This window comes from Pseudomonas sp. CHM02 (assembly GCF_000612585.1).
Lineage (GTDB): Bacteria > Pseudomonadota > Gammaproteobacteria > Pseudomonadales > Pseudomonadaceae > Aquipseudomonas.
In genome coordinates this window covers 147,799-171,488 of record NZ_JFCA01000003.1, presented here as the reverse complement: position 1 = coordinate 171,488, position 23,690 = coordinate 147,799, and the positions used below count along the sequence as shown (strand labels likewise).

The 23,690-nt window shown below is 66.7% G+C and carries 16 protein-coding genes; 15 read left to right on the top strand and 1 reads right to left on the bottom strand.

The window, feature by feature from the left end; translation table 11 throughout:
- Positions 1–19 precede the first annotated feature (19 nt).
- The 13 genes from BM70_RS0102830 to BM70_RS32100 are packed head-to-tail and all read left to right on the top strand — an operon-like array spanning position 20 to position 19,866.
- Positions 20–5,476: a non-ribosomal peptide synthetase gene (locus tag BM70_RS0102830; RefSeq protein WP_025854595.1), complete on the top strand. Its 5,457-nt coding sequence runs from the start codon at positions 20–22 to the stop codon at positions 5,474–5,476.
- Positions 5,473–7,206, top strand: a complete 1,734-nt coding sequence (locus tag BM70_RS0102825; protein ID WP_025854594.1) for an ABC transporter ATP-binding protein — start codon at positions 5,473–5,475, stop codon at positions 7,204–7,206. The genes BM70_RS0102830 and BM70_RS0102825 overlap by 4 nt, the downstream gene beginning before the upstream one ends.
- Positions 7,203–8,948, top strand: coding sequence for an ABC transporter ATP-binding protein (locus tag BM70_RS0102820; RefSeq protein ID WP_025854593.1), 1,746 nt, complete (start codon positions 7,203–7,205; stop codon positions 8,946–8,948). The genes BM70_RS0102825 and BM70_RS0102820 overlap by 4 nt, the downstream gene beginning before the upstream one ends.
- Complete coding sequence (locus tag BM70_RS0102815; RefSeq protein WP_025854592.1) at positions 8,942–10,045, top strand: saccharopine dehydrogenase NADP-binding domain-containing protein; 1,104 nt, start codon at positions 8,942–8,944, stop codon at positions 10,043–10,045. Before BM70_RS0102820 ends, BM70_RS0102815 begins: the two co-directional genes overlap by 7 nt.
- Entirely contained in the window at positions 10,042–11,073 is a 1,032-nt protein-coding gene (locus BM70_RS0102810; RefSeq protein ID WP_025854591.1) for a class I SAM-dependent methyltransferase, read from the top strand. The genes BM70_RS0102815 and BM70_RS0102810 overlap by 4 nt, the downstream gene beginning before the upstream one ends.
- On the top strand, positions 11,073–12,758 hold the full coding sequence (locus BM70_RS0102805; RefSeq protein ID WP_025854590.1) for a class I SAM-dependent methyltransferase: 1,686 nt from the start codon (positions 11,073–11,075) through the stop codon (positions 12,756–12,758). The genes BM70_RS0102810 and BM70_RS0102805 overlap by 1 nt, the downstream gene beginning before the upstream one ends.
- On the top strand, positions 12,755–13,933 hold the full coding sequence (locus tag BM70_RS0102800) for a cytochrome P450 (RefSeq protein WP_025854589.1): 1,179 nt from the start codon (positions 12,755–12,757) through the stop codon (positions 13,931–13,933). The genes BM70_RS0102805 and BM70_RS0102800 overlap by 4 nt, the downstream gene beginning before the upstream one ends.
- Positions 13,930–15,075 (top strand): Gfo/Idh/MocA family oxidoreductase, encoded by a 1,146-nt coding sequence (locus BM70_RS0102795; RefSeq protein WP_025854588.1) that lies wholly within the window; start codon positions 13,930–13,932, stop codon positions 15,073–15,075. The genes BM70_RS0102800 and BM70_RS0102795 overlap by 4 nt, the downstream gene beginning before the upstream one ends.
- Positions 15,072–15,791, top strand: coding sequence for a VOC family protein (locus BM70_RS0102790; protein ID WP_025854587.1), 720 nt, complete (start codon positions 15,072–15,074; stop codon positions 15,789–15,791). Before BM70_RS0102795 ends, BM70_RS0102790 begins: the two co-directional genes overlap by 4 nt.
- Positions 15,784–17,382, top strand: a complete 1,599-nt coding sequence (locus BM70_RS0102785; protein ID WP_025854586.1) for a (2,3-dihydroxybenzoyl)adenylate synthase — start codon at positions 15,784–15,786, stop codon at positions 17,380–17,382. The genes BM70_RS0102790 and BM70_RS0102785 overlap by 8 nt, the downstream gene beginning before the upstream one ends.
- Positions 17,379–18,137 (top strand): thioesterase II family protein, encoded by a 759-nt coding sequence (locus BM70_RS0102780; protein WP_025854585.1) that lies wholly within the window; start codon positions 17,379–17,381, stop codon positions 18,135–18,137. The genes BM70_RS0102785 and BM70_RS0102780 overlap by 4 nt, the downstream gene beginning before the upstream one ends.
- Positions 18,134–18,442 carry an isochorismate lyase gene (locus BM70_RS0102775; RefSeq protein WP_025854584.1) on the top strand — a complete coding sequence of 103 codons (309 nt, stop codon included), beginning with the start codon at positions 18,134–18,136 and terminating at the stop codon, positions 18,440–18,442. Before BM70_RS0102780 ends, BM70_RS0102775 begins: the two co-directional genes overlap by 4 nt.
- Positions 18,439–19,866 carry an isochorismate synthase gene (locus BM70_RS32100; protein WP_081782022.1) on the top strand — a complete coding sequence of 476 codons (1,428 nt, stop codon included), beginning with the start codon at positions 18,439–18,441 and terminating at the stop codon, positions 19,864–19,866. Before BM70_RS0102775 ends, BM70_RS32100 begins: the two co-directional genes overlap by 4 nt.
- On the opposite strand, the gene BM70_RS0102760 is transcribed toward BM70_RS32100, so the two are convergent.
- Positions 19,754–20,959: a DNA-binding transcriptional regulator gene (locus BM70_RS0102760; protein WP_025854582.1), complete on the bottom strand. Its 1,206-nt coding sequence runs from the start codon at positions 20,957–20,959 to the stop codon at positions 19,754–19,756. The genes BM70_RS32100 and BM70_RS0102760 overlap by 113 nt on opposite strands.
- 139 nt (positions 20,960–21,098) lie before the next feature.
- On the opposite strand from BM70_RS0102760, the gene xylA reads away from it, so the two are divergent.
- A complete protein-coding gene (gene xylA, locus BM70_RS0102755) occupies positions 21,099–22,415 on the top strand; it encodes a xylose isomerase (RefSeq protein ID WP_025854581.1) in 1,317 nt (438 codons plus the stop codon).
- 279 nt (positions 22,416–22,694) lie between these two features.
- Positions 22,695–23,687, top strand: a complete 993-nt coding sequence (gene xylF / locus BM70_RS0102750; RefSeq protein WP_025854580.1) for a D-xylose ABC transporter substrate-binding protein — start codon at positions 22,695–22,697, stop codon at positions 23,685–23,687.
- Positions 23,688–23,690 lie beyond the last annotated feature (3 nt).

The following is a 23,690-nucleotide window of genomic DNA, read 5'->3' as shown; positions in this document are numbered from 1 at the left end:
TTTTCCAGGAGCTGTACCCATGCCAGCCGCCAAACTGCTAAGTGAACTCAAGTCCCTGGGCGTCGAACTCTGGCCCCAGGATGGACAACTGAAATTCCGTGCGCCCCAGGGCCTGCTCGACACCGAACGCATGGCGCAACTGCGCGAACACAAGCAACAGATCCTGCACCTGCTTGAGGCACAGGAGCGCCCGCCCGTGTACGCCGACCCGGCACAGCACCACGCGCCCTTCCCCCTCACCGATGTGCAGAACGCCTACCTGCTGGGCCGCCAATCGTCCTTCGGCTACGGCAATGTCGCGTGCCATGGCTACCTGGAACTGAGCTGGCCGACTCTCGACCCGCAGCAGGTGGAACAGGCCTGGAACCGTCTGATCGCCCGCCACGACATGCTGCGCGCAGTGATCGCCAGCGAAGGCTCGCAACGGGTGCTGGCCGACGTCGCCCACTACCCGCTGGCCATCGCCGACCTGCGTGGCGCCACCCGCGAGCAGCACCAGCAGGCGGTGCAACAGATTCGCCAGGTCATGGAGCAGAAGCTCTACCCCACCGAGGTCTGGCCGCTGTTCGAGCTGCGCCTGAGCCGCAGCGACAACGGCGACACGCTGCATTTTTCCATGGACTCCCTGATCGCCGACTGGGCCAGCGCGCAGTTGCTGTTCAATGAGTTGGAGCTGTTGCTGCAGGATCCCCAGGCAACCTTGCCGGCCCTCGACATCACCTTCCGCGACTACCTGCTGGCCGAACGCAGTCTGCTCGAAGGCAGCCGCCACCAGCGCGACCGTGACTACTGGCTGGCACGCATCGACGCGTTGCCCGCCGCCCCACAGCTGCCGGCGCCCCTGAGCGGCGAAGACACCCGCGTGCCACGTTTCCAGCGGCACTCGGCGCAGCTCGACCCGCAGCCATGGGCCGCGCTGAAAACCGCCGCCAGCGAACGCGGCCTCACCCCCTCTATCGTGGTGCTGGCGGCCTATGTCGCGACCTTGCAGCGCTGGAGCCAGCAGCCCGCTTTCAGCCTCAACCTGACGTTGCTCAACCGCCTGCCACTGCACCCGCAGGTGGATCGCCTGGTGGGCGACTTCACCTCGGTCAGCCTGTTGCAGGTCAACGATCCAGAGGGCCAGGACTTCACCGCCCAGGCACGCCAGTTGGGCAGCCAGTTGTTTGCCGACCTGGAACACCGGTTGTTCTCCGGCATCCAGGTCATGCGCGAAATCGGTCGTCGACGCGGGCGTGAAGCTGCGGCCATGCCGGTGGTCTTCACCAGCGCTATCGGCCTGGGGATTGAGGCACCGCCGGCCAGTCAACGCCGGGTTGGCCACGGCATCACCCAGACGCCGCAAGTCACCCTCGATTGCCAGGTGATGGATGACGCCAACGGCTTGCACATCCACTGGGACGTGCGCCAGGGCGTGTTCCCCGACGGCCTGGTGGAGGACATGCAGCAGGCCTTCGTCGCCGAGCTGCAGTTGCTGGCCCTGGACCCGGCAGCCTGGGAACATCCGGTGCAAGTGCCGCTGCCAGCCTGGCAACAACGTGAACGCCTGGCGGCGAATGCCACCGCCGCCCCGTTGCCCACCGGTCGTCTGCACGACGGCCTGCTGGCCATGGCCTGGGAGCATCCCCACGCCCTGGCGGTGATCGACGCCAGTGGCAGCCTGACCTACGCCGCCCTTGCCGAACGCGCGCTGGCGGTGGCGGCAGCCCTGCGTAAAGCGGGATGTGACGCACAGGAACCGGTGGCGATCCTGATGCCCAAGGGCCTCGACCAGGTGGTCGCGGCCTACGGCGTGCTGCTCGCCGGTGCCGCCTACCTGCCCCTGGACAATAACGCCCCGGCCGCGCGCCGCGACCGCGTGCTGCGCAGCGCCAAGGTGCGGCATGTGCTGGGCCACTCCCTGGCGCAGTCACAGACGCCGTTGCCCGAGACATTGCAATGGCATGCGGTGGACCGGCTGCCCTCGGCAGGCGCGGATTTCGAGCTGATCGAAGGCAGCCCCGATGACCTTGCCTACGTGATCTACACCTCCGGCTCCACGGGCGAGCCCAAGGGCGTGATGATCAGCCATCGCGCCGCGCTCAATACCGTGCAGGACATCAACCGACGCTTCGAGGTCAACGCCGATGACCGCGTACTTGGCCTGGCGCAGTTGAGTTTCGACCTGTCGGTGTATGACCTGTTCGGCCCCCTCGCCGTGGGCGGAACCCTGGTGCTGCCCGACCCGGCACGCGGCGCCGATCCATCGCACTGGGCCGAGCTGGTCCAGCGTCATCAAGTCACGCTGTGGAACTCGGTACCGGCACAGCTGCACATGCTCGCCGACTACCTGCACGCCGAACCCCGCCCGCTGGACAGCCTGCGCCTGGCCTTGCTGTCCGGTGACTGGATCCCGCTGAACCTGCCAACCCAACTCCAGGCGCTGTTGCCCAAGCTGACACTGGTGGGTCTGGGCGGCGCTACCGAAGCCTCGATCTGGTCGAACCTGCACCCTATCGGCGCCATCGACCCGGCGTGGCGCAGCATTCCCTACGGCCTGCCGTTGGCCAACCAGGGCTTTCGGGTACTCGACAGCCACTGGCGCGATGCACCGACCTGGGTGCCGGGCGACCTGTATATCACCGGTGTCGGCCTGGCCCAGGGCTACCTGGGCGATCCGGACTTGAGCGATGCACGCTTCTTCCCCCACCCGCTCGACGGGCAGCGTCTGTACCGCAGCGGTGACCGTGGCCGCTACCTGCCGGGGGGTGAACTGGAATTCCTTGGCCGTGAAGACGGCCAGGTAAAGATTCGTGGGCATCGGGTAGAACTCGGTGAGGTCGAGGCTGCTCTGCTCGCCATCCCCGGCGTGGACAGCGCGGTCAGCCTGGTCAGTGGCGACCTGCTGGCGTTCGTTACTGCCGCACGCGCCGAACCCGAGCCGCTGCCAGGCGCGCCGTTGCTCACGGCGGTCAAACGTTATGCCGACAGCCAGGTGGGCAGCTTCGATGCACAGCAAGTACGCGAGTACCAGGCTGACCTGAGTGCCGCCGCGTTGAGTTCGATGCTGGAGGTGCTGCTCAAGACCGGACTGTTCAGCGGCGACCTTGCCGAACCGGACGCCGCGACAATACTGCATGCCTTGCAGGCCGAGCCGCGCCACCACTGGCTGGTGCGCCGCTGGTTGGGTGCGCTGTGCGAGGCCGGCCTGCTGCACCACGCACACGCACGCTATCGCCTGGCGCAGGCCGCGCCCAACCCGGCGCTGGCCTGGGGCCGAGTGGAACAGGCCGTCGCCTCGGGGCTGTGCAGCCAGGCGTTGCTCGACTACCAGCTCAACCATGTGTGGCAATTGCCGCAACTGCTCAAGGACGAGGTCAACCCGTTCGACCTGCTGTTCCCCCAAGGCCAGTTGGACCTGGCCTTGCAGTTGTACGGCGGGGACGCGGTGTCGCGCTACAACAACCACAGCATCGCTGCGCTGATCAACCGCCTGGCTACCCACCATGAAGGTGACGGCCCGCTGCGCATCCTCGAAATCGGCGCCGGCACCGGTGCCACCAGCGCGCCGGTCATCGGCCTGCTCGACGGCCTGGAAGTCGATTACCTGTTTACCGACATGACCGCGTTTTTCCTGCCGGCGGCCAAGCAGCGCTTTGCCGAATACGCCTGGGTGCGCTACGGCGTGCTGGACATCGACCAGGCTATCCGGCCCCAAGGCCTGGCCAGCAACAGCGTGGATATCGTGCTCTGCGCGGGCATGCTCAATAGCGTCAAGGACATCGACAACGCCCTCGGCCAGATCACCGAGTTGCTCAGCCCCGGCGGTTGGCTGGTGTTCAGCGAGCCCACCGGCGAATGGCCGGCGATCCTGCTGACCCAGGGTTTCATGATGACGCCGGTCAATGGCGATCACGACCAGGGCCGCAGCGGCCTGCGCGGCGGCGAGATCTGGCAGGCACGGGTCAAGGCCTTCGGTGGCGAGTGCCTGCCCGCCCTGCTCCAGGCCGACCACCCGCTGGCCACCCTCGGCATGCAGGTATTCGCCGCCCGCTTCAAGGCCGGCGTGCAGCGCCTGAGCGTCGACAGCCTGCGCCGCGCCCTGGCCCAGCGCCTGCCGGACTACATGTTGCCGGCGCACCTGCAAGTGCTCGACCGCTTGCCGCTGACCGCCAACGGCAAAGTCGACCGCAACACGCTGGGCGGCTGGCGCCCCGCCGCCGATGCCCAGACGTCGAGCAGCCTGGAAGCACCGAGCGATCCGCTTACCGCCGAGTTGTGCCGCGTATGGGCCGACGCCCTGGGGCTGGCGCAGATCGGCGTCGATGACAGTTTCTACGAAAAAGGCGCCGACTCGCTGATCCTCGCCCGCGTCGCCGGCCAACTGCGCGAGCAACTGCCCCAGGCCCAAAGCCTGAGCTACGACACCCTGCTGCGGCAGATGCTCAACGAGCCGAATGTCACCGCCCTCGCACGCCTGCTCAACCAGGGCGAAATCACGCCAGGCGCGATTGCTGCCAGCGGTGAGGTGCGGCGCTCCTCCAGCAGCAACGCGCTGGTGGTGCCGTTTGGCGGGGGGGAGGTCGGCCCGGTGCGGGTGATGTTCCATGCCGCCCTCGGCACCCTGGACTATTTCCAGCACCTGGGCCGCGCCCTCGCCGACCAGCAGGCCGGTCCGGTGATCGGCTTTGCCGTGGCCGACACGGCGCAGTACCTGGCCCTGGAGCCCAAGCGCCTGATCGAGAGCGTGGCCCAGGACTACGCCGAGCGCTTGATCGCCGACGGCCATCAACGCTTCCAGTTGATCGGTTACTGCCTCGGCGGGCTGCTGGCCACCGAGGTTGCCCGGCGCTTGCTCGAACGCGGCATGGAAGTGGTCGACCTGAGCCTGATCGACAGCATTCCCATGTTCATCGACACCGACGAAGAGCTGGCCTATGAGGCGATCTTCGTGCCCAACCTGAACCTGGACCCGGTGAAAACCGTGTTCGGCGCACACATTGAAGACTATGACGTGTACCGCGCCATCGACCTGCTGATGGCCCGCGACAACCGCCGCGTGCCCGCCGGCGCCATGGCCGCGTTGCGCGGCGATCCGGGGCTGGACGCTCTGGCGCTGGCGGTACAGCAGCAATCGGCGCGTAGCCAGGAGGAACGGCTGGCCGAATACGCACGCCTGGCCTCGGGCCAGGCCGGCGTGCCGATCGGCCCCGAACTGGTGCCGACCCTGTTTCGCGTGTGCCGCCACAGCATGCGTGCGGCGCGGTTCGACCCGCCGCCATTCCTCGGCAACATGACCTACCTGCGCTGCCTGGAGCAGCAATCGTTCGGCATCACCGGCGGCGTCGGTCATCTGGCGGCGCCGTTCTGGGAAGACGCGTGCCTGGGCCGCTTCGAGCTGATCGACGTGCCCGGCAACCACTTCAGCGTGATCGAACCGCCCCACGTCCACACCGTCACTGCGCACCTGCTCGAGGCCCTTCGGAAAAACTCATGACCACTGCCCTGGATACCTTGAAACACCCGGTCAACCGCCTGATCCGCCTCGGTGTGGCGTTCGCCGCCCTCGGCGCATTGGTCAACCTCGTGCCCTTTATCGGCCTCACCGAACTGGGCCGCTTGCTGTTGGCCGGTAACGCCGACCGTCACACCCTCTGGCTGTGGGCCGCGCTGGTGGTGATCGCCCTGAGCCTGGGGTGGATGGCCAGCGGCGCGGCGCTGTGGCTGACCCATGTGGCCGACCATCGCCTGCAATCGAGCTTGCGCGAAGCCATGGTGCGCAAACTCGGGCGCGTGCCGTTGGGCTGGTACACCGACACCACCTCCGGCGCCGTGCGCAAGGTGGTGCAGGACGACCTCGAAGACCTGCATCACCTGATCGCCCACCATGCGGTGGAACTCACCGCGGCTATCGTCACACCGCTGGCGGGCTTGTTGTGGCTGGCCACGCTGAACTGGCGGCTGGCGCTGCTGGCGGTACTGACACTGCCCATCTACGCGGTGGCCTACACCCTGATGATGCGCGGCTTCGGCGCCAAGATGCAGTTGCTGGACAAGAGCATGACCCGCGTCAGCGCGGCGATTGTCGAGTTCGTGCACGGCATTGCCGTGGTCAAGGCGTTCGGCCAGGTCGGCCAGGCGCATCGCAGCTATCAGCAGGCGGTCGACCAGTTCAGCGAGCAGTACGCCGGCTGGGTCAAGCCGCTGCTGCGCCTGGAAGCCTTCTCTTCAATGGCCTTGAGTGTGCCGGTGATCCTGCTGGTGAGCCTGGGGGTCGGCAGCCTGTTGCTGGCACACGGCTGGATCACCCCGCTGGAACTGTTCGCCGAAACCCTGGTGGCGGTGGTCATCCCTCAATCGCTGCTGGTGATCAACCAAAGCCTTACGGCCCAGCGCACCGCCCTGGCGGCAGCCGATCGCATCGAAGCGCTGCTGGACATCGAGGAGCTGCCCACGCCCAAGGCCTGCGTCCAGCCCCAGGGCAGCGACATCCGCTTTGAACAGGTGCAGTTCGGCTACGACGCCGAGCACCTGATCCTCAAGGGCGTCGACCTGCACTGCCCGGCCGGCAGCGTGACCGCATTGGTCGGCGCCTCCGGTGCCGGCAAGTCGACCCTGGCCAAGCTGGTGCCGCGCTTTCATGACGTCAACGCCGGCCGCATCTGCGTGGGTGGCGCCGATGTGCGCGAGATCGACCCGCGCCAGTTGTACCAACAGGTGGGCTTCGTGTTGCAGGACGCGCAACTGGTGCACGGCACCGTCGCCGACAACCTGCGCCTGGGCCGTCCCGACGCCAGCGATGCAGAGGTCGAGGCGGCGGCGCGATCGGCGCAGATCCATGCGCGTATCCAGGCCCTGCCCCGGGGTTATCAATCGGTGATCGGCGAAGACGCGATCTTCTCCGGTGGCGAGGCGCAGCGCGTGTCCATCGCCCGCACCCTGCTGGCCGACACGCCGGTGCTGATCCTCGATGAAGCCACCTCCCACGCCGACCCCGAATCCGAAGCACTGATCCAGGACGCCCTGTCGGCCCTGGCGCGTGGCCGCACGGTGCTGGTGATTGCCCATCGCCTGGCGAGCATCAGCGGGGTCGACCAGATCGTCGTCCTCGACCAGGGCCGCGTGCTGGAAAGCGGCCGCCATGAACACCTGCTGAAAGCCAACGGCGCCTATGCCCGACTGTGGCGAGCGGGTACCGAAACCCCTGCGCTGGAGATGTCCTTGTGATCCGTAGCCTTGTGACCTTACTGGGCCCGGCCCATGCCCCACGCCTCTACCGCTACCTTGCGTGGCTGGTGACCAGTGCCGTGCTGCAAGGCCTGGCCGTGGCCCTGCTGGTGCCGATCCTGCACGCATTGTTCGCCGGCGACCTGCCCACCGCCATGGCCTGGCTGGCGGGCCTGGCGGCAATGGTGGTGCTGACCTGCATCGCCCACTACCAGCAGGCCATGAAGGGCTTTGCCCTGGCCCTGCTGGTGCTGACGACCTTGCATGATCGCCTCGGCCAGCACCTGGTCAGCCTGCCGTTGGGCTGGTTCAACTCGGAAAAGGTCGGGCGCCTGTCGCGCAGCGCCACCAGTGGCACGTTGATGGTTACCGGTTTGTTTGCCCATTACCTGGGGCCGGTGGTGTCCGGGGTGGTGGTACCGGCCACGGTGGCGCTGACCCTGTTCGTGTTCGACTGGCGCCTGGGCCTGACAGCCGTGCTGTGTGCACCGCTGATCTATTTCACCCATCACTGGTCAGCCGCCGCCATCGGCAGCAACGATGCGCGGGTGGAAGCCGCCGCCACCCTGGCGGGCAACCGGGTGGTGGAGTTCGCCCGCTATCAGCAAGTGCTGCGCGCATTTGGCCGCACGCAGGACGGCTATGCGCCATTGCAGGCGGCCAACCAGGCGCAAAAGCTGGCAGGCGGGTCGATGCTGTCGCAGACCTTTCCCAAGCTGCTCGCCGGCGGTCTGACCGTGCAACTGGCCTTCGCGCTGCTGGTGGGCGTGGGCATTGCCCTGGCGGCCCACGGTGAAATCGATGCGATCCAACTGGTGGCCCTGCTCGCCCTGGCAGCGCGGTTCGTGGGGCCACTGGCCGAAGCCGCGGCACGCAGCGGCCTGTTGCGCATGGCCGGCAACGACCTGGATCAGTGGGTGGGCATCCTGCGTGAGCCACCGCTGCCCGAACCCGCCGTCAGCCAGCCCTTGTCGGCACCGGGCAGCCTGGCCTTCGAACAGGTGAGCTTCGCCTACCCCAGTGGCCCGACGGTGCTGCGCGACCTGACCTTCAACGCCCCGGCCCATTCGATGACCGCGATTGTCGGCGCCTCGGGCTCGGGCAAGACCACCGTCACCCGTTTGCTGATGCGCTTTTTCGATACCTCCGAGGGCAGCGTCAAGGTCGGCGGCGTGGACGTGCGCGAGCTGTCCAGCGAGGCACTGATGGCGCAGCTGTCGCTGGTGATGCAGGACGTGTACCTGTTCGACGACAGCCTCGAAGCGAATATCCGCGTGGGCAGCCCGGACGCCAGTGCCCGCGCAGTCGCCGAAGCGGCACGGCTGGCGGGCGTCGATGAAATCGTCGCGCGCCTGCCCCAGGGCTGGAACACGCCGGTGGGCGAAGGCGGCGCGTCGTTGTCCGGGGGGGAGCGCCAGCGCGTGTCCCTCGCGAGGGCGTTGCTCAAGCGCGCGCCGATCGTGCTGCTGGACGAAGCCACCGCTGCGCTCGACCCGCACAACGAAGCCTTCGTACAAGCGGCAATTCGCAGCCTGATGCAAAGCTCGACCGTGCTGGTGATCGCCCATCGACTGCCGACCATCATGGCCGCCGACCAGATCCTGGTGCTGGACGCAGGTCGCCTGGTGGAGTCCGGCACCCACGCGCACCTGCTCGGTCTCAACGGCCGCTACGCCGGGTTCTGGCATGACCGTCAACGCGCCGGCGGCTGGCGCCTGAATGCGCAGGCTCAGCCATGCTGATCGGGGTGCTGGGCGCCAGTGGCGACGTCGGCCTGGCCAGCGCGCGGGCCTTGTTGAGCCTGGGCCTGCACGACCTGCGCCTGGGCGGGCGTGACCCGCACAACGGCGCGCGCTGCCTGGCGCGACTCCAACTGCAATGGCCCGATGCACGGCTGCAATGGACGGCTGTGGACTTCAACGACACGCCAGCCCTGGCCAGGTTCGCCCGTGGCTGCGACGTGCTGCTCAACTGCGCCGGCCCGTCCTGGCGCGTCGCGGACCGCGCCGCGCAGGCCGCCTTGCAAGCCGATGCGCATTACGTCGATGCAGCCGGCGATATACACCTCGACCCGACCCTATGGCGTGGGCGCAGCGCGGTGCTTGGCGCGGGCCTGCAACCGGGGCTCACCGGCCTGCTGCCACGCTGGCTGGCTGCGCAGGGGTTCACTCGGGTGCAGGGCCTGACCAGCTATTTCGGCCTGCGCGACCAGTTCACGGCGGTGGCCGCCGATGACTTCCTGCAAGGGGCGGTGGATGGCTCCAGCGAGCCCCTGGCGGCCTGGCACAACGGCCGTTGCAGCCGCGCACTGAGGCGCCGTCGCGATGTGCTGCTGCCGTGTTTCCCCGGCCCGGTGCACGTGCTGCCCTACTTGAACCGGGAAGGCGAACGCCTGGCCAGGGACCTGCACCTGGAGACAGGCCAGTGGTTCAACGTGATGACCGACGGACACGTGCTCAAGGCCCTCGACCAGGCGCACAGCCTGCCGCGTGCCGACGCGGTGCAACGCTTATGCACGGCCAGCCAGTTGGACCTTAGTGGTCAGGCACCTTTCGTCACGTTGTTGCTGCAGCTCGATGGCCTGCGCGACGGCCAGGCGTGCACCCGCAGCCTGGTAGTCAGCGGCGCGGGCAATGCGGCACTGACCGGCGCCATGGCGGCGACCGCAATCGTGAGTGTGCTCGAAGGCGAAATCCGCCCCGGCTGCCATTACGCCGCCCACGCCTTGCCGCCCGTCGCCAGCCTTGAGCGCCTGCAACGCACCTCGGCGATCCATGCGCTGAACCTGCTGGACCACCCGCTCGAACACCTGCAACACGCCGAAGAAGGTTGCCTATGAACACCGCCCTCAACGCTCTGGAACAACTGAGCCTGGGCGTCATGGCCGACGTGCTCCTGCACACCCAGGCCTTGCCGGTGCAAGTGTGGCGAACAGCCGAACACCTAAACCAGGCCCTCGGCACGGCACCGCGTCATGCCTGGATTGTGCGGCGCTGGCTGGCAGCGTTGTCGCGTGCCGGCGCCGTGCGTGAAGACGGCGACCGTTTTGCCTGGCACGGCACGCCGCCACAAGCAGCAGTCGGTGATTTGCCAGGGTTGTATGCCGAACTGGGCTTCCCGCCGAGCATGGCGCAACTGCATGCCCAGGTCATCGAGCGCCTGCCCGAGTTGCTGCGCGACCACATCGCCCTGGCCCCTTTGCTGGTGCTTGCAGGGGACCCGGTGGCGGTACTCGGTGCGTACCAGCACAACCACTTCACCGCCGCGATCAACCAGGCGCTGGCGGCCCGCGCGCGGGAAGCCGGCTCGGCCGGCGAGGTGCTGCACGTGCTGGAACTCGGCGCCGGCGCCGGTTGCACCACCCGCGCGGTGCTGGCGGCCCTGGAAGACCGCGAAAAGGCCTATCGCTTCACCGACCTCAGCGCCCTGTTTACCGGCGCGGCTCGTCGCCAGTTCCGCCTGGAGCCCGGTTTGCAATGCAGCCTGCTGGACCTCGACCGCGACTTCAGCGAACAGGGCATCGAGCCCCGCAGCCAGGACCTGGTGATCGCCGGAAACGTGCTGCACAACGCCTGCGACCTGCCGCGCAGCCTGGCGCGAATCCGCGCCTGCCTGCGCGACGGCGGCAACCTGCTGTTCAGCGAATCCATCGCCGACAACCCAGCGATGCTGACCTTCATGCACCTGTTGCTGTCGCCGCCCGCCGGGGCCCCGCCAAGGGTCACCGATGAGGTGTTCATGGGGCCCGACGCCTGGCGCCAGGCCTTGCACGTCGCGGGCTTCGAATTGCTCGACCTATGGCCCGCCGCGTCAGACCCGCTGGCTGCCGCCGGGCAACGTCTGTTTCATGCCACAGGAGTTTCATGATGAACGTCGACACCCTGCTGATCGACCTGCCCTTCGGTCCCCACCCGTGGCACTTGCCGGCGTTGACCGATCTGGGCAGTCATCACCTGGCCCCGCCACGCCTGTTGGCCGTACTCGAACGCCAGCGCCCCGGCGTGGTGGTGATGGGCGCCGAACAACTGGAGCGGCTGCTGGACTTCCCCGCCCTGCCCTTGAGCGACCTCAGCCACCTGGAGCAAGTGGTGTTTATCAGCACTCGACCGGGCGACTGGCCGCTGGCAGAACGGGCGGCCGCCCAACTCAATTGCCGCGTGCAGGGGTTCACCCAGGTCCAGGACGAATGGCGCGACCTGGCCAACGTCAAGCGTGCCCATCAGCGCTGGCGCGAGCGCGCCCTGGACCACCCCCAGGTGAGTGCGGTCGCGCTGCATGGCCAGACACTGTTCGCGGTGCCGCACGCCTGTGCGATCACGCCGGTAGACGATCATCTGGCCGCGACCGAGGCTGCCCTCGACCAGCAGTTTGACGCGGCACAACTGACCGAGGCGGTGCGCCTCAATGATCGACTCGGCCACGCCGCGCTGCTGTCGATGCTCAACGGGCTGGAGCATTGCGGGCTGCTGCCCGCGCCGCTCAATGACGTGGCCCAAAGCCTGGCGCTGGCCGGCATTGCACCCGGCCACCGGCCTTTGATTGCACGCTGGCTCGACGTGCTGCAATCCCAAGGCCTGTTGCAGCGAACCGCCGACCGGTTGCAACCCACCCTCGACGCGAGTGCCTGGAGCGATGCCGCCCTGGAAGGTATCTGGGCGCAGTTGAGCGGGGACTGGGCGCGCAACACCGGCGGCAGCGGCACCCTCGACTACGCACGGGACAATGCGCGCCAATTGCCGTCGCTGATGCGCGGAGAGTGCGCGGCAGTGCACCTGCTGTTTCCCGAAGGCCGCACCGAACGTGCGGCGGCGCTGTACCGCGAGAGCCTGGCGGCGCAATACCAGCACCGCGCCGTCGCCCACTGGATCGGCGCCTGGGCCGCACGCCAGCCGGCCGGTGTGCCGCTGCGCGTGCTGGAAGTCGGAGCTGGCACCGGTTCCACCACCCAGGCGGTGTTACCCGCGTTGGCGAATGCCCCCGTGGACTACCTGTGCACCGACCTGTCGCGCTACTTCAGCGAACACGCCGCCGAGCGGCTCAAGGACTGGCCGTGGGTGCGCCACAGCGTGTTCGATATCGACCGGCCGGCCGTGTCCCAGGGTTATCCAAGCCAGACCTGGGACCTGATCGTCGCCGGTGGCGTGCTGAATGCCGCTCGCGACACCGAGCGCTCCCTGGCCACCCTGCTCGCCCTGCTCAAGCCCGGCGGCTGGCTGGTGTTCAGCGAACCGACCCAGGAGGAATTCTGGGTCATGGCCTCTCAGGCCTTCATGCTCAACCAGGCCAGCGACGAACGCCAACTCAGCAGCGCCACCTTCCTCGACCTGGCGCAGTGGCAAAGCGCATTGGCGCGGGCCGGGTTCCACGGCAACCGCAGCCTGCCCGCCACCACACACCCACTGGCAAACCTTGGCCATCGCGTATTCGTGGCCCAGGTACCGGCCCAACGCCTGAGCCGCGCCGCATTGGCGACCCATCTAGACAACCCCGAGTTGCAGCTTGAGCTGCTAGACCATTTGCCCGACCTCAGCACCGCCAAGGACTTGCCATGACCCCGCTGGCCTACCCTTTCAACCGCTTCACCGACCTGAAGCTGGCCGAGCCTTATCGCCATGCCCAGCAGGCACCGGGACTGTTGCGCATCCAGATGCCCATCGGCGCCCCCGCCTGGCTCGCCACCCGCTATGACGACGTGCGCCTGGTCCTGGGCGACCGGCGCTTCAGCCGCAGCGAGGCGTTTCGCCGGGACGATAGCCCGCGTGCCTTTCCGCGCATCGCCGGTGGCATCGTGATGATGGACCCGCCACAACTCACGCGGATCCGTTCGCGCGCTGCCCAGGCCTTCACCCGCCGCCGCGTCGAAGCCCTGCGCCCGCACGCCCGCGACTACGCCCACCAGTTGATCGACCGCATGCTCGCCGCCGGCCCGCCTGCCGACCTGGTCAACGACTACGCCCTGCCGCTGCCCCTGGCGCTGATCTGCGAGCTGCTCGGTGTGCCCGTGCAGGACCGTGATCGCTTCAAGGTGTGGAACGATTCACTGCTGTCGACCCGCGCCGAGGACGCAGCCCAGACCCAGCGTCACCTGGGCGAACTGGCCGCGTACATCAAAGGCCTGGTGGCCGAACGTCGACGCGAACCGCGCGATGACTTCATGACCGCCCTGACCCAGGCCGACGAAAAAGGTGAGTCCCTCAACGAGGAGCAACTACTGCTGTTGTGCATTGCGATCCTGGTCGCCGGTTACGAAGGCAGTGCCTCGCAGATCCCCAATTTCATCCAGGTGCTGCTGGACAACCCCGCACAGTGGCAACAGCTCAAGGCCGATCCAGAGCAGATACCACAGGCGGTCGAAGAGCTGCTGCGCTACATCCCGCTGGCCTCGGCGGCGATGTTTGTGCACTACGCGCTGGAAGACATTCAGGTCGGTGAAACCCTGGTGCGCCAGGGCGAGGCCGTGTTCGCCTCGATCGGCGCCGCCAACCATGACCCGGCACGCTTTGAAAACCCGCAGGCGCTGGACCTGCAACGGGATGCCAGCGGCCACTTCGGCTTCGGTCACGGCCTGCACCACTGCATCGGCTCGGCCCTGGCACGGGTGGAATTGCAGGAGGCGATGCACGCCCTGGTGGTGCGCCTGCCCGGCCTGCAACGCTGCGGCGAAGTGCAATGGAAAACCGCGACGTTCTTTCGCGGCGCCCACTGCCTGCCGGTGACCTGGTCATGAGCCGCGTCCCTGCGCGCAAGCGCGTGATCGTCGCCGGCACCGCGTTTGGCCGTATCTACCTGCAAGCCCTGGCACGCGCCCATGCCGACTATGAACTGGCGGGCATCCTGTCACGCGGCAATGCCTACTCACGCGCCTGCGCCGCTCACTATGGCGTGCCGCTGTATGAGACTGTCGAGCAGGTGCCGGATGACGTCGACATCGCCTGCGTGGTGGTGCGTTCCGGCGCCACCGGTGGCGCCGGCAGCGAGCTGGCCCAGCCACTGCTGCGGCGGGGCATCCACGTGCTGCAGGAACACCCGGTGCACCACCGCGAAATCGCCGCGTGCATGCAGGCCGCACGCCAGGGCCAGGCGGCCTATGCAGTGAATACGCTGTACCCGAATATCCTCGCGATCCGGCGTTTTCTCGCCGTGGCCGAGTACCTGCGCGAACAGCAGGGGCTGGCGTATATCGACGCGGCCTGCAACAGCCAAGTGGCGTACCCGCTGCTGGACATTCTCGGGCGCCTGACCGGTGGCCTTCGGCCTTGGGTGTTCGCAGCGCCGGCCGCCGGGGCCGGGGCACACCCCTTCACACGGCTCAACGCCAGTTTCAACGGTGTGCCGATCAGCCTGCGCGTCCAGAACCAGGTGCACCCCCAGGACCCGGACAACCATTCCTTCCTGCTGCATCGCCTCGAAGTGGGCTGCGAAGCCGGCGTGCTGAGCCTGGGCGACACTCATGGCCCGGTGCTGTGGAACCCGCGCCTGCACGCCCCACGGGACAACACCGACCGCCTGATCATGGCCGGCCCCGCCAGCGAACGCCTGGCCGGACCGACGATGGTGGTGCTCGACCCGCAGACCCCGGCGAGCTACCACCAGGTGTTCAACCAGGTCTGGCCGGATGCAGTCACTGTCGCCCTCGGCGAACTGTGTCGAGACATCGACGACCCCGCGCGCCGCCTGCGCAGCGGTGTGTGGGCCACCGAGGTGTCCATGGCCTGGCGCGAAATGAACAGCCTGATCGGCATGCCTGAACTGATCGAGCCAGCGGTGCCGCGTGCGCTGCCACTGGCCGACCTCCACGCCTGTGCCGACGCCGTGCAACCCCCTTGCGGTGACGACACCGCCCAACTGTTGGGAGCCCTGCCGCTTTGAACACTGCCCAATTCCCTTCCGCTTGCAGCCATGTGCTGCTGTGGGTGCGCGACTTGCACCAGGCCGTGGCGAATTTCCGTGCCGCCGGCTTCGAGGTCACTTACGCCACCGCCGAAGCCAGCGCGCAACACGCGCACATCTGGTTCAGCCAGGGGCCAATCATCGAACTGCTGACCACGCCGCGTCACGCATGGCTGTTCAAGTGGCCCATCGACTGCCTCGCCGGCCGGGGTGCCGGGCGGCGCATGTTGCGTTGGGCCGCCCAAGGCGAAGGCTTCTGCGACCTGGCCCTGCTGTGCGAAGACCCGGCCCTGGTAGCACGCCTCAAAGGCCTGGCGGCCTGCGGCGTGCACATGGGGCGCACGGTGAACTGGCGACGCACCTGCGCCGATGGCAGCCAGACGCGCTTTCGCTTCGTGTACCCGCGCCATGACCGCCTGCCATTCCTGGTCACGCCCTACTCGCCGTCCCAGCACCCGGCGCGAAGGGTGCACCCCAATGGCGCCACCGGGCTGGCCGCGATTCACCTGGGCGTACACCCCGACGATCACGCCGCCCTCCACCTGCTGGCCGGCGATGACCCGCTGCTGCGCCTGCAACCTGCCACGCACACCGGCGTACAGGCGGTGCAAATCAGCGGCCTTGCGCACCCGCTGAATTTGCACGGCGCCCAGTTGCTGGACTGCCCGACTGCCCAAGGAGATTGCCATGCTTGATGGATGCACCGACTGGCCCGACGACTTTATCCACCGCTACCGCGAGCAAGGCTACTGGCGTGGCACCCCCCTGGGCGAACTGCTGCGCGAGCAGGCCCGGTGCACACCGCACAAGGAGGCCCTGGTGGACGGCGCCCGGCGCTGGAGTTACGCCGAACTCGACCAGCAGGCCGATCGCCTGGCCGCCGGCCTTGCCGAGCGCGGGCTGGTTGCCGGCCAGCGCGTGCTGGTGCAGTTGCCGAATATCGCCGAATTCTTCAGCCTGACCTTCGCCCTGCTGCGCCTGGGCGTCATCCCGGTGTTTGCGCTGCCGGCCCATCGCGAACATGAGCTGGCGCACCTGGCACACCTCAGCCAGGCGGTGGCCTATGTGATTGTCGACCAGCATCTGGGCTTCGACTATCGCCCGTTGGCACGCACGCTGCGTGAACAGGTGCCGAGCCTGCAACAGGTGTGGGTGGTCGGTGCCGCCGAGGAATTCGCGGCGCTGGCGCAGTGCATCGCCAGCCCGCGCGAATGGCCTGCGCCGGATTCGCGGGAGGTGGCGGTGCTGCTGTTGTCCGGTGGCACCACCGGCCTGCCCAAACTGATCCCGCGCACCCATGACGACTACGCGTGCAATGCGCGCCTGGCGGCCCAGGCGTGTGGGTTCGATGCCGATACCCGTTACCTCGCCGCGCTGCCGGTAGCGCACAACTTCCCCCTCGCCTCCCCGGGTGCGCTGGGCGTATTCAGTGTCGGAGCCACGCTGGTGCTGGCGTCGGAACCGAGCCCGGACACCGCCTTCGAACTGATCGAACGCGAACGCATCACCCACACCGCCCTAATCCCGCCGCTGGTGTTGCTGTGGCTGGAAGTCGCGCAGTGGTCCGATAACGACCTGAGCAGCCTGCAATGGCTGCAGGTCGGTGGCGCCCGGCTCAAGGCGGAGATCGCCGCACGCATCCGCCCGGCCCTGGGCTGCGGCCTGCAACAGGTGTACGGCATGGCCGAGGGTTTGCTGTGCTTTACGCCGCTGGATGATCCGCAGGCGCTGGTCTTCGACACCCAGGGGTTGCCGCTGACCGCCGACGACGAGATCCGCATCGTCGACACCGACGACCTGCCGGTACCACCCGGCACCGTCGGTGAATTGCTGGTGCGCGGCCCCTACACCATTCGCGGCTATTACAACGCCGTCGAACAGAACCAACGCGCCTTTACCGCCGACGGTTTTTACCGCAGCGGCGACCTGGTGCGGCGCCTGCCCGAGGGGCATTTGATCGTCGAGGGGCGCAGCAAGGATGTGATCAATCGCGGTGGCGAGAAAATCCCCGTGGAAGAGATCGAGAACCTGCTGCTCGGCCATCCGCTGATTCGCGATGTGGCGCTGGTGGCCCTGGCCGACGAGTTGCTCGGGGAGCGCAGTTGCGCCTGCGTGCTGGCCCACGGCGAGCGGGTCGACCTGGCCTCGATCAATGCCTGGTTGCGCGAACGCGGGCTGGCCGCCTACAAATTGCCGGATCGCTTGCAGGTGCTGCGCGAGTTCCCGCTGACACGCCTGGGCAAGGTCAACCGCAAGGCCCTGGCGGAACAGGTGCTGGGGCTATGAGCGGCGTTGCATCGCCCTGGCTGCGCGTGCTGCGAGAAAGCGAACAGGCGCGGGCACGCCTGGTGTGCCTGGCCCACGCCGGGGGCAGCGCGAGTTTTTTCCGTCCGTGGCTGGCACACCTGCCGGGGGACATCGACCTGTTGGCCGTGCAGTATCCGGGGCGTGAAGAGCGTTTCAACGAAGCGCATATCCCGTGCCTGGACAGCCTCGCCGGTCACATTGCCGAAGCGCTGCAAACGCTGCCCGTCCGGCCCTTGCTGCTGTTCGGACACAGCATGGGCGCGGCGCTCGCCTATGCCGTGGGGGTGAGTCTGCAAACGGCAGGTTCTGGAGCCGCCCATGTGTTCGTCTCTGGTCACGCGCCACCACACCGGCAACCAGACAGTGACCTGCACCGCCAGGACGACGCCGCGCTGATCGCCGACATCCTGCGCCAGGACGCCGACGCCGCCGGCCTGTGGGCCAACCCGCAACTGCGTGCGTTGTTCCTGCCAACCCTGCGCAGCGACTACCAGGCCATCGAAACCTGGCGCCCCCAGCAGCTTACCCGCTTGTCGGCGCCACTCGACGTGCTGCTGGCCCGCGATGACGCGCAAGTCAGCCTTGAGCAGGCCCGTGCCTGGGCCGACCTCAGCGACCACACCCCGGATATCCGCCTGTTCGACGGCGACCACTTTTACCTCAAGCATCAGCCGCGACCGGTGATCCATCACCTGTTGCAACGCACCGCCTACCATCAGGGAGACTCGGTATGAAAACCCCGGAACACTGCACTGGCCTTTCGGACATTCGTCATGCCATCGACAACCTCGACCAGCAGATCATCGACGCCCTCGGCCTGCGCATGCAGTACGTCAAGGCCGCCTCCGCGTTCAAGCCCGACCAGGCCAGTATTGCCGCCCCGGAGCGCGTCGCGGCGATGCTGCCGCAGCGCCGGCAATGGGCGCAGGCGGCCGGGCTGGACGGTGAATTTATCGAAGGGCTGTTCAACCAGATCATCCACTGGTACATCGCCGAGCAGACCGCCTTCTGGCTGCAGAAAAAGAGCAAGGTCGTATGAACGCGGCAGCGTTGCTCAAGGTGTTCCAGACCGCGCACCAGCGTGCGGTGGCGTACCAACGGCCAGTCATCGCGGTTTCTTCGCACGCCGCACCGACGCTGGAGGCCCTGGCCCTTTACGAAGCCCACCGGCAGGGTTTTTTCTGGTGCGCACACTCGCCGGACCTGACGTTGTTCGGCCTGGGCTGCGCCTGGCAGATTGAGGCCAGCGGCGCCCAGCGCATGCTCGACGTAAACCGCCAATGGTTCGCACTGTGCGCCGACGCGGTGATCGATGGGCCCAAGGCGCCCTTGCTGCTGGGCGGTATGCGCTTCGATGAACAGCAGCCAGGCGCGCCACATTGGGCCGCCTTCGCTGACGCCAGTTTTCATCTGGCCCATTGGCTGTTCAGCGAAGACGCCGACGGCCGCTGGCTGCGCTGCCAGCGGGTGGTCGAGCCCGGCAGCGACCCGGCGGCATTGACCCGCGACAGCCTCGCGGCCTACGCACAACTGCTCAACCCTCCCGCCTTGACCGCCACCTCACCCGAAGTACTCGAATGCACCGCGCTGCCTTCACCGCAGTGGCAAGCCAAGGTGGACCTGGCGTTGCAGGCCATCGCCCGTGGCGAGCTGAGCAAGGTGGTGCTGGCGCGGCATGTCGACTACCAGTTGGACACGCCTCTCGACAGCGGCGCAGTGATGCGTCGGTTGCACGCCCGTCGCAACGCGGCCCACCTGTTCGCCCTGCACCGCGGCGAGCACTGCTTCATGGGCGCCACCCCCGAGCGACTGCTCGGTTGCCATGACGCCTGCCTGACCACACACGCCCTGGCGGGCAGTGCTCGACGCGGCATCAACGCCGACGAGGATTACGCCATCGGTAAACGCTTGCTCGCCGACCCCAAGGAGCAGCACGAACACCAGTTAGTCGTGCAGACCATCACCCAGGCCCTGGCCGGCAAGGTCAGTGAATTGCAGGCCGCGCCGCGCCCCGACCTGCTGAAACTGGCCACGGTGCAGCACTTGAGCACGCCCATCGTCGCGCGGCTCAACACCGGCAAGCACCTGCTGGACGGTGTGCAGGCGCTGCATCCCACGCCAGCGGTCGGTGGCTTGCCGAGGGCGCCCGCGCTGGCGTTCATCCGTGAGCACGAGGGCTTTGACCGTGGCTGGTATGCCGCGCCGGTGGGCTGGCTGGATGCCAACGGCAACGGTGACTTCCTGGTGGCGCTGCGCTCGGCACTGCTTGCACCGACGCACTGTCACGCGTTCGCCGGTTGCGGAATTGTCGAGGGCTCGCTGCCCGCCAACGAGTACGAGGAAACGCAGATCAAGCTGGCAAGCATGGAGCAGGCACTGCAGCTGTCGCGCCCTGCTGATACTCCCGGGGCGTACAGCCGAATTCACGGCGAAACACCGTATGCAAGTACTGCGCGGAGGTGAAGCCGCAGCTCGACGCGATGTCGGCGATGGCCAGGTTGTGGTCGGCCAGGCCCTTGGCGGCGGCCGCGAGTTTGAAGCGCAGGATCTCGTCATGCACGCTGCAGCCGCGCACTTTACGAAAGTGCGCTTCCAGGGAGGAACGCGACACGCCGACATAGGCCGCCACCTGGGCGGTCTTGATGCCCTGGCAGGCGTACTGGCGGATAAACAGCAGAGCCTGCATCACATACGGATTGCCCAGGGGTTGATGCAAACTGGAGGCCTGCACGTTGATCGCGTCCGGCGGCACCAGGATCTGCGTCCCGGCGCAGGGTTTGCCGTGCAGCATCTGGTGCAGCAGCGCCGCGGCGGTGCGGCCCATGGTTTCGGTGCCCTGGATCACTGAACTCAGGGGCACCCGCGTGAGGGTGCGGGTCAGCGGGTCGTTGTCGATGCCGATCAGCGCCACCTGCTCCGGCACGGCGATGCCGGCGGTGAGGCAGGCTTGCAGCAACTGCCGCGCGCGGGCGTCGGTGACCGCGATGATGCCGATGGGCTTGGGCAGGCTGTGCAGCCAGGCAATCTGCTGTTCCACCGCGCTGTCCCACAGCGGCGCGCTGGTGCCCAGGCCGCGATACACCTCGACGTGCAGGCCATCGCGCTGCAGCAGGCGGCGAAAGGCTTTTTCGCGCTCCTGGGCCCAGCGATTGGCCTGGGCTTCGGGCAGGCTGAAACAGGCGAAGCGCGTCAGGCCGGCTTCGATCAAATGCTCGTAGGCCAACTTCATCAGCGCATGGTTATCGGTGGCCACATAGGGAATGCCCTTGGGGTAGGCGCGCGCATCCGCATAGGATCCCCCCACCGCCACCACCGGCAGCTTGCTCTCGGCCAGCGCTTCGCCGATCAGCGGGTCGTCGAAGTCGGCAATGATGCCGTCGCCCTGCCAGCGCTCGATGCCTTTGAGACGGCAGAGGAAGTCCTCTTCGAGGAACAAGTCCCAGGACGCGCGGGTACTGCTCAGGTAATTGCCGATGCCGGCGATGATGCCGCGGTCGTAGATTTTGCTGCCGTTGAAGAGCAAGGCAATGCGGTGCACGGGCGGTAGGGTTTTCATTGTTTTTATCCTGGGGCCGGTCGCCACAGACTAGACCCTGCCACTCAAAATCGCACCATCCCTTGGTGATTTTCATAATCGGCAGGGCCAATGCCGTTGCTAGTATCGAGACACCGCCAAGAACAATAAGGAAAACGCCATGCCGTACTTCCCCGGTGTCGAGAAGGTTCGCTTCGAAGGCCCCAGCAGCGACTCTCCCCTCGCCTTTCGCCATTACGACGCTGACAAGATCATCCTCGGCAAACCCATGCGCGAACACCTGCGCATGGCGGCCTGCTATTGGCATACCTTCGTGTGGCCGGGGGCGGATATGTTTGGCGTCGGCACCTTCAAGCGGCCGTGGCAGCGCAGCGGCGATCCACTGGAGCTGGCGATCGGCAAGGCGGACGCGGCGTTCGAGTTTTTCTCCAAGCTGGGCATCGACTACTACAGCTTTCACGACACGGACGTCGCCCCCGAAGGCAGCTCGCTCAAAGAGTACCGCTACCATTTTGCACAGATGGTCGATCACCTCGAACGCCATCAGGAACAGACCGGGATCAAGCTGCTGTGGGGCACCGCCAACTGCTTCAGCAACCCGCGCTTTGCCGCCGGCGCCGCCAGTAACCCGGACCCGGAAGTGTTCGCCTACGCGGCCGCCCAGGTGTTCAGCGCCATGAACGCGACCCTGCGGCTCAAGGGTTCCAACTATGTGCTGTGGGGCGGCCGTGAAGGCTATGAAACCCTGCTCAATACCGACCTCAAGCGCGAGCGCGAGCAGCTCGGGCGCTTTATGCGCATGGTGGTGGAGCACAAGCACAAGATCGGTTTCAAGGGCGACCTGCTGATCGAGCCCAAGCCCCAGGAGCCGACCAAGCACCAATACGATTACGACAGCGCCACGGTGTTCGGCTTCCTGCATGAGTACGGGCTTGAGCATGAGATCAAGGTGAACATCGAGGCCAACCACGCGACCCTGGCCGGGCACAGTTTTCATCATGAGATCGCCACGGCGGTGTCCCTGGGCATCTTCGGCAGCATCGACGCCAACCGCGGCGACCCACAGAACGGCTGGGACACGGACCAGTTCCCCAACAGCGTCGAGGAAATGACCCTGGCCACGTATGAAATCCTCAAGGCCGGGGGGTTCAAAAATGGCGGCTACAATTTCGATTCCAAGGTACGCCGCCAGAGTCTCGACGATGTAGACCTGTTCCACGGGCATGTGGCGGCGATGGATGTGTTGGCGCTGGCGCTGGAGCGGGCGGCGGCCATGGTTGAAAACGACCGGTTGCAGCAGTTCAAGGACCAGCGTTACGCCGGCTGGCAACAGCCGCTGGGCCAGGCGGTGCTGGCGGGGGAATTCAGCCTGGAATCGCTGGCCGAGCATGCCTTTGCGCAGGCGTTGAACCCGCAGGCGGTGAGTGGTCGGCAGGAGATGCTGGAAGGTATCGTCAACCGCTTTATCTACACCTGATGGGGGGCGAATACGGGCACCTGTGGTGAGCAGGCTTTTTTGTAGTGAGCGGGCTTGCCCCGCGCTGGGGCGCGAAGCGGCCCCATTACAGGCGATGTGTTTTTACCTGAATGTGTTTTTACCTGACATACGGAGGTGCCTGGTTTTGGGGCCGCTTCGCGCCCCAGCGCGGGGCAAGCCCGCTCACCACAAGAAGCCCGCTCACCACAACAAGCGGGCTTACCACAAGAAGCCCGTTTCACCACAGTCTTTCCAACAACAATAAAAGGACGCATAACCATGAAACGCACCCTCATCGCCACTGCCCTGGCCCTGCTCGCCCTGCCTGTCATGGCCGACTCAGCCCACCCGAAGATCGGTTTTTCCATCGACGACCTGCGCCTGGAGCGTTGGTCGCGGGACCGTGATTACTTCGTGGCGGCGGCGGAAAAGCTCGACGCCAAGGTGTTCGTGCAATCGGCCGACGCCAACGAGCAAAAACAGATCTCCCAGATCGAAAACCTGATTTCCCGTGGCGTCGATGTGATCGTGATCGTGCCGTTCAACGCCACGGTGCTCACCAACGCCGTCGCCGAAGCCAAGAAGGCCGGGATCAAGGTGGTGTCCTATGACCGCCTGATCCTCAACGCCGATATCGACGCCTACATCTCCTTCGATAACGAAAAAGTCGGGGAGATGCAGGCCAGCGGCGTGTTGCAGGCGGCGCCCAAGGGCAATTACTTTCTGCTCGGCGGCGCGCCCACCGACAACAACGCCAAGGTGCTGCGCGAAGGCCAGATGAAGGTGCTGCAACCGGCCATCGACAAGGGCGATATCAAGATTGTCGGCCAGCAGTGGGTGAAGGAATGGAACCCGACCGAAGCCCTGAGCATCGTCGAAAACGCCCTGACCCGGAACGACAACAAGATCGATGCCATTGTCGCCTCCAACGACGCCACCGCCGGCGGCGCGATCCAGGCCCTGGCGGCGCAGAAGCTGGCGGGCAAGGTACCGATCTCCGGCCAGGACGCCGACCTCGCGGCCATCAAGCGCGTGATCGACGGCACCCAGACCATGACGGTGTACAAGCCGCTCAAGCTGATCGCCTCGGAAGCGGCCAAGCTCTCGGTGCAGTTGGCACGCAGTGAAAAACCCACCTACAGCTCGCAATACGACAACGGCAGCAAAAAGGTCGACACTATCCTGCTCACCCCGACGCCGCTGACCAAAGCCAATATCGACCTGTTGGAGAAAGACGGGTTCTATACCAAAGAGCAGATTGCCGGGCAGTGACCG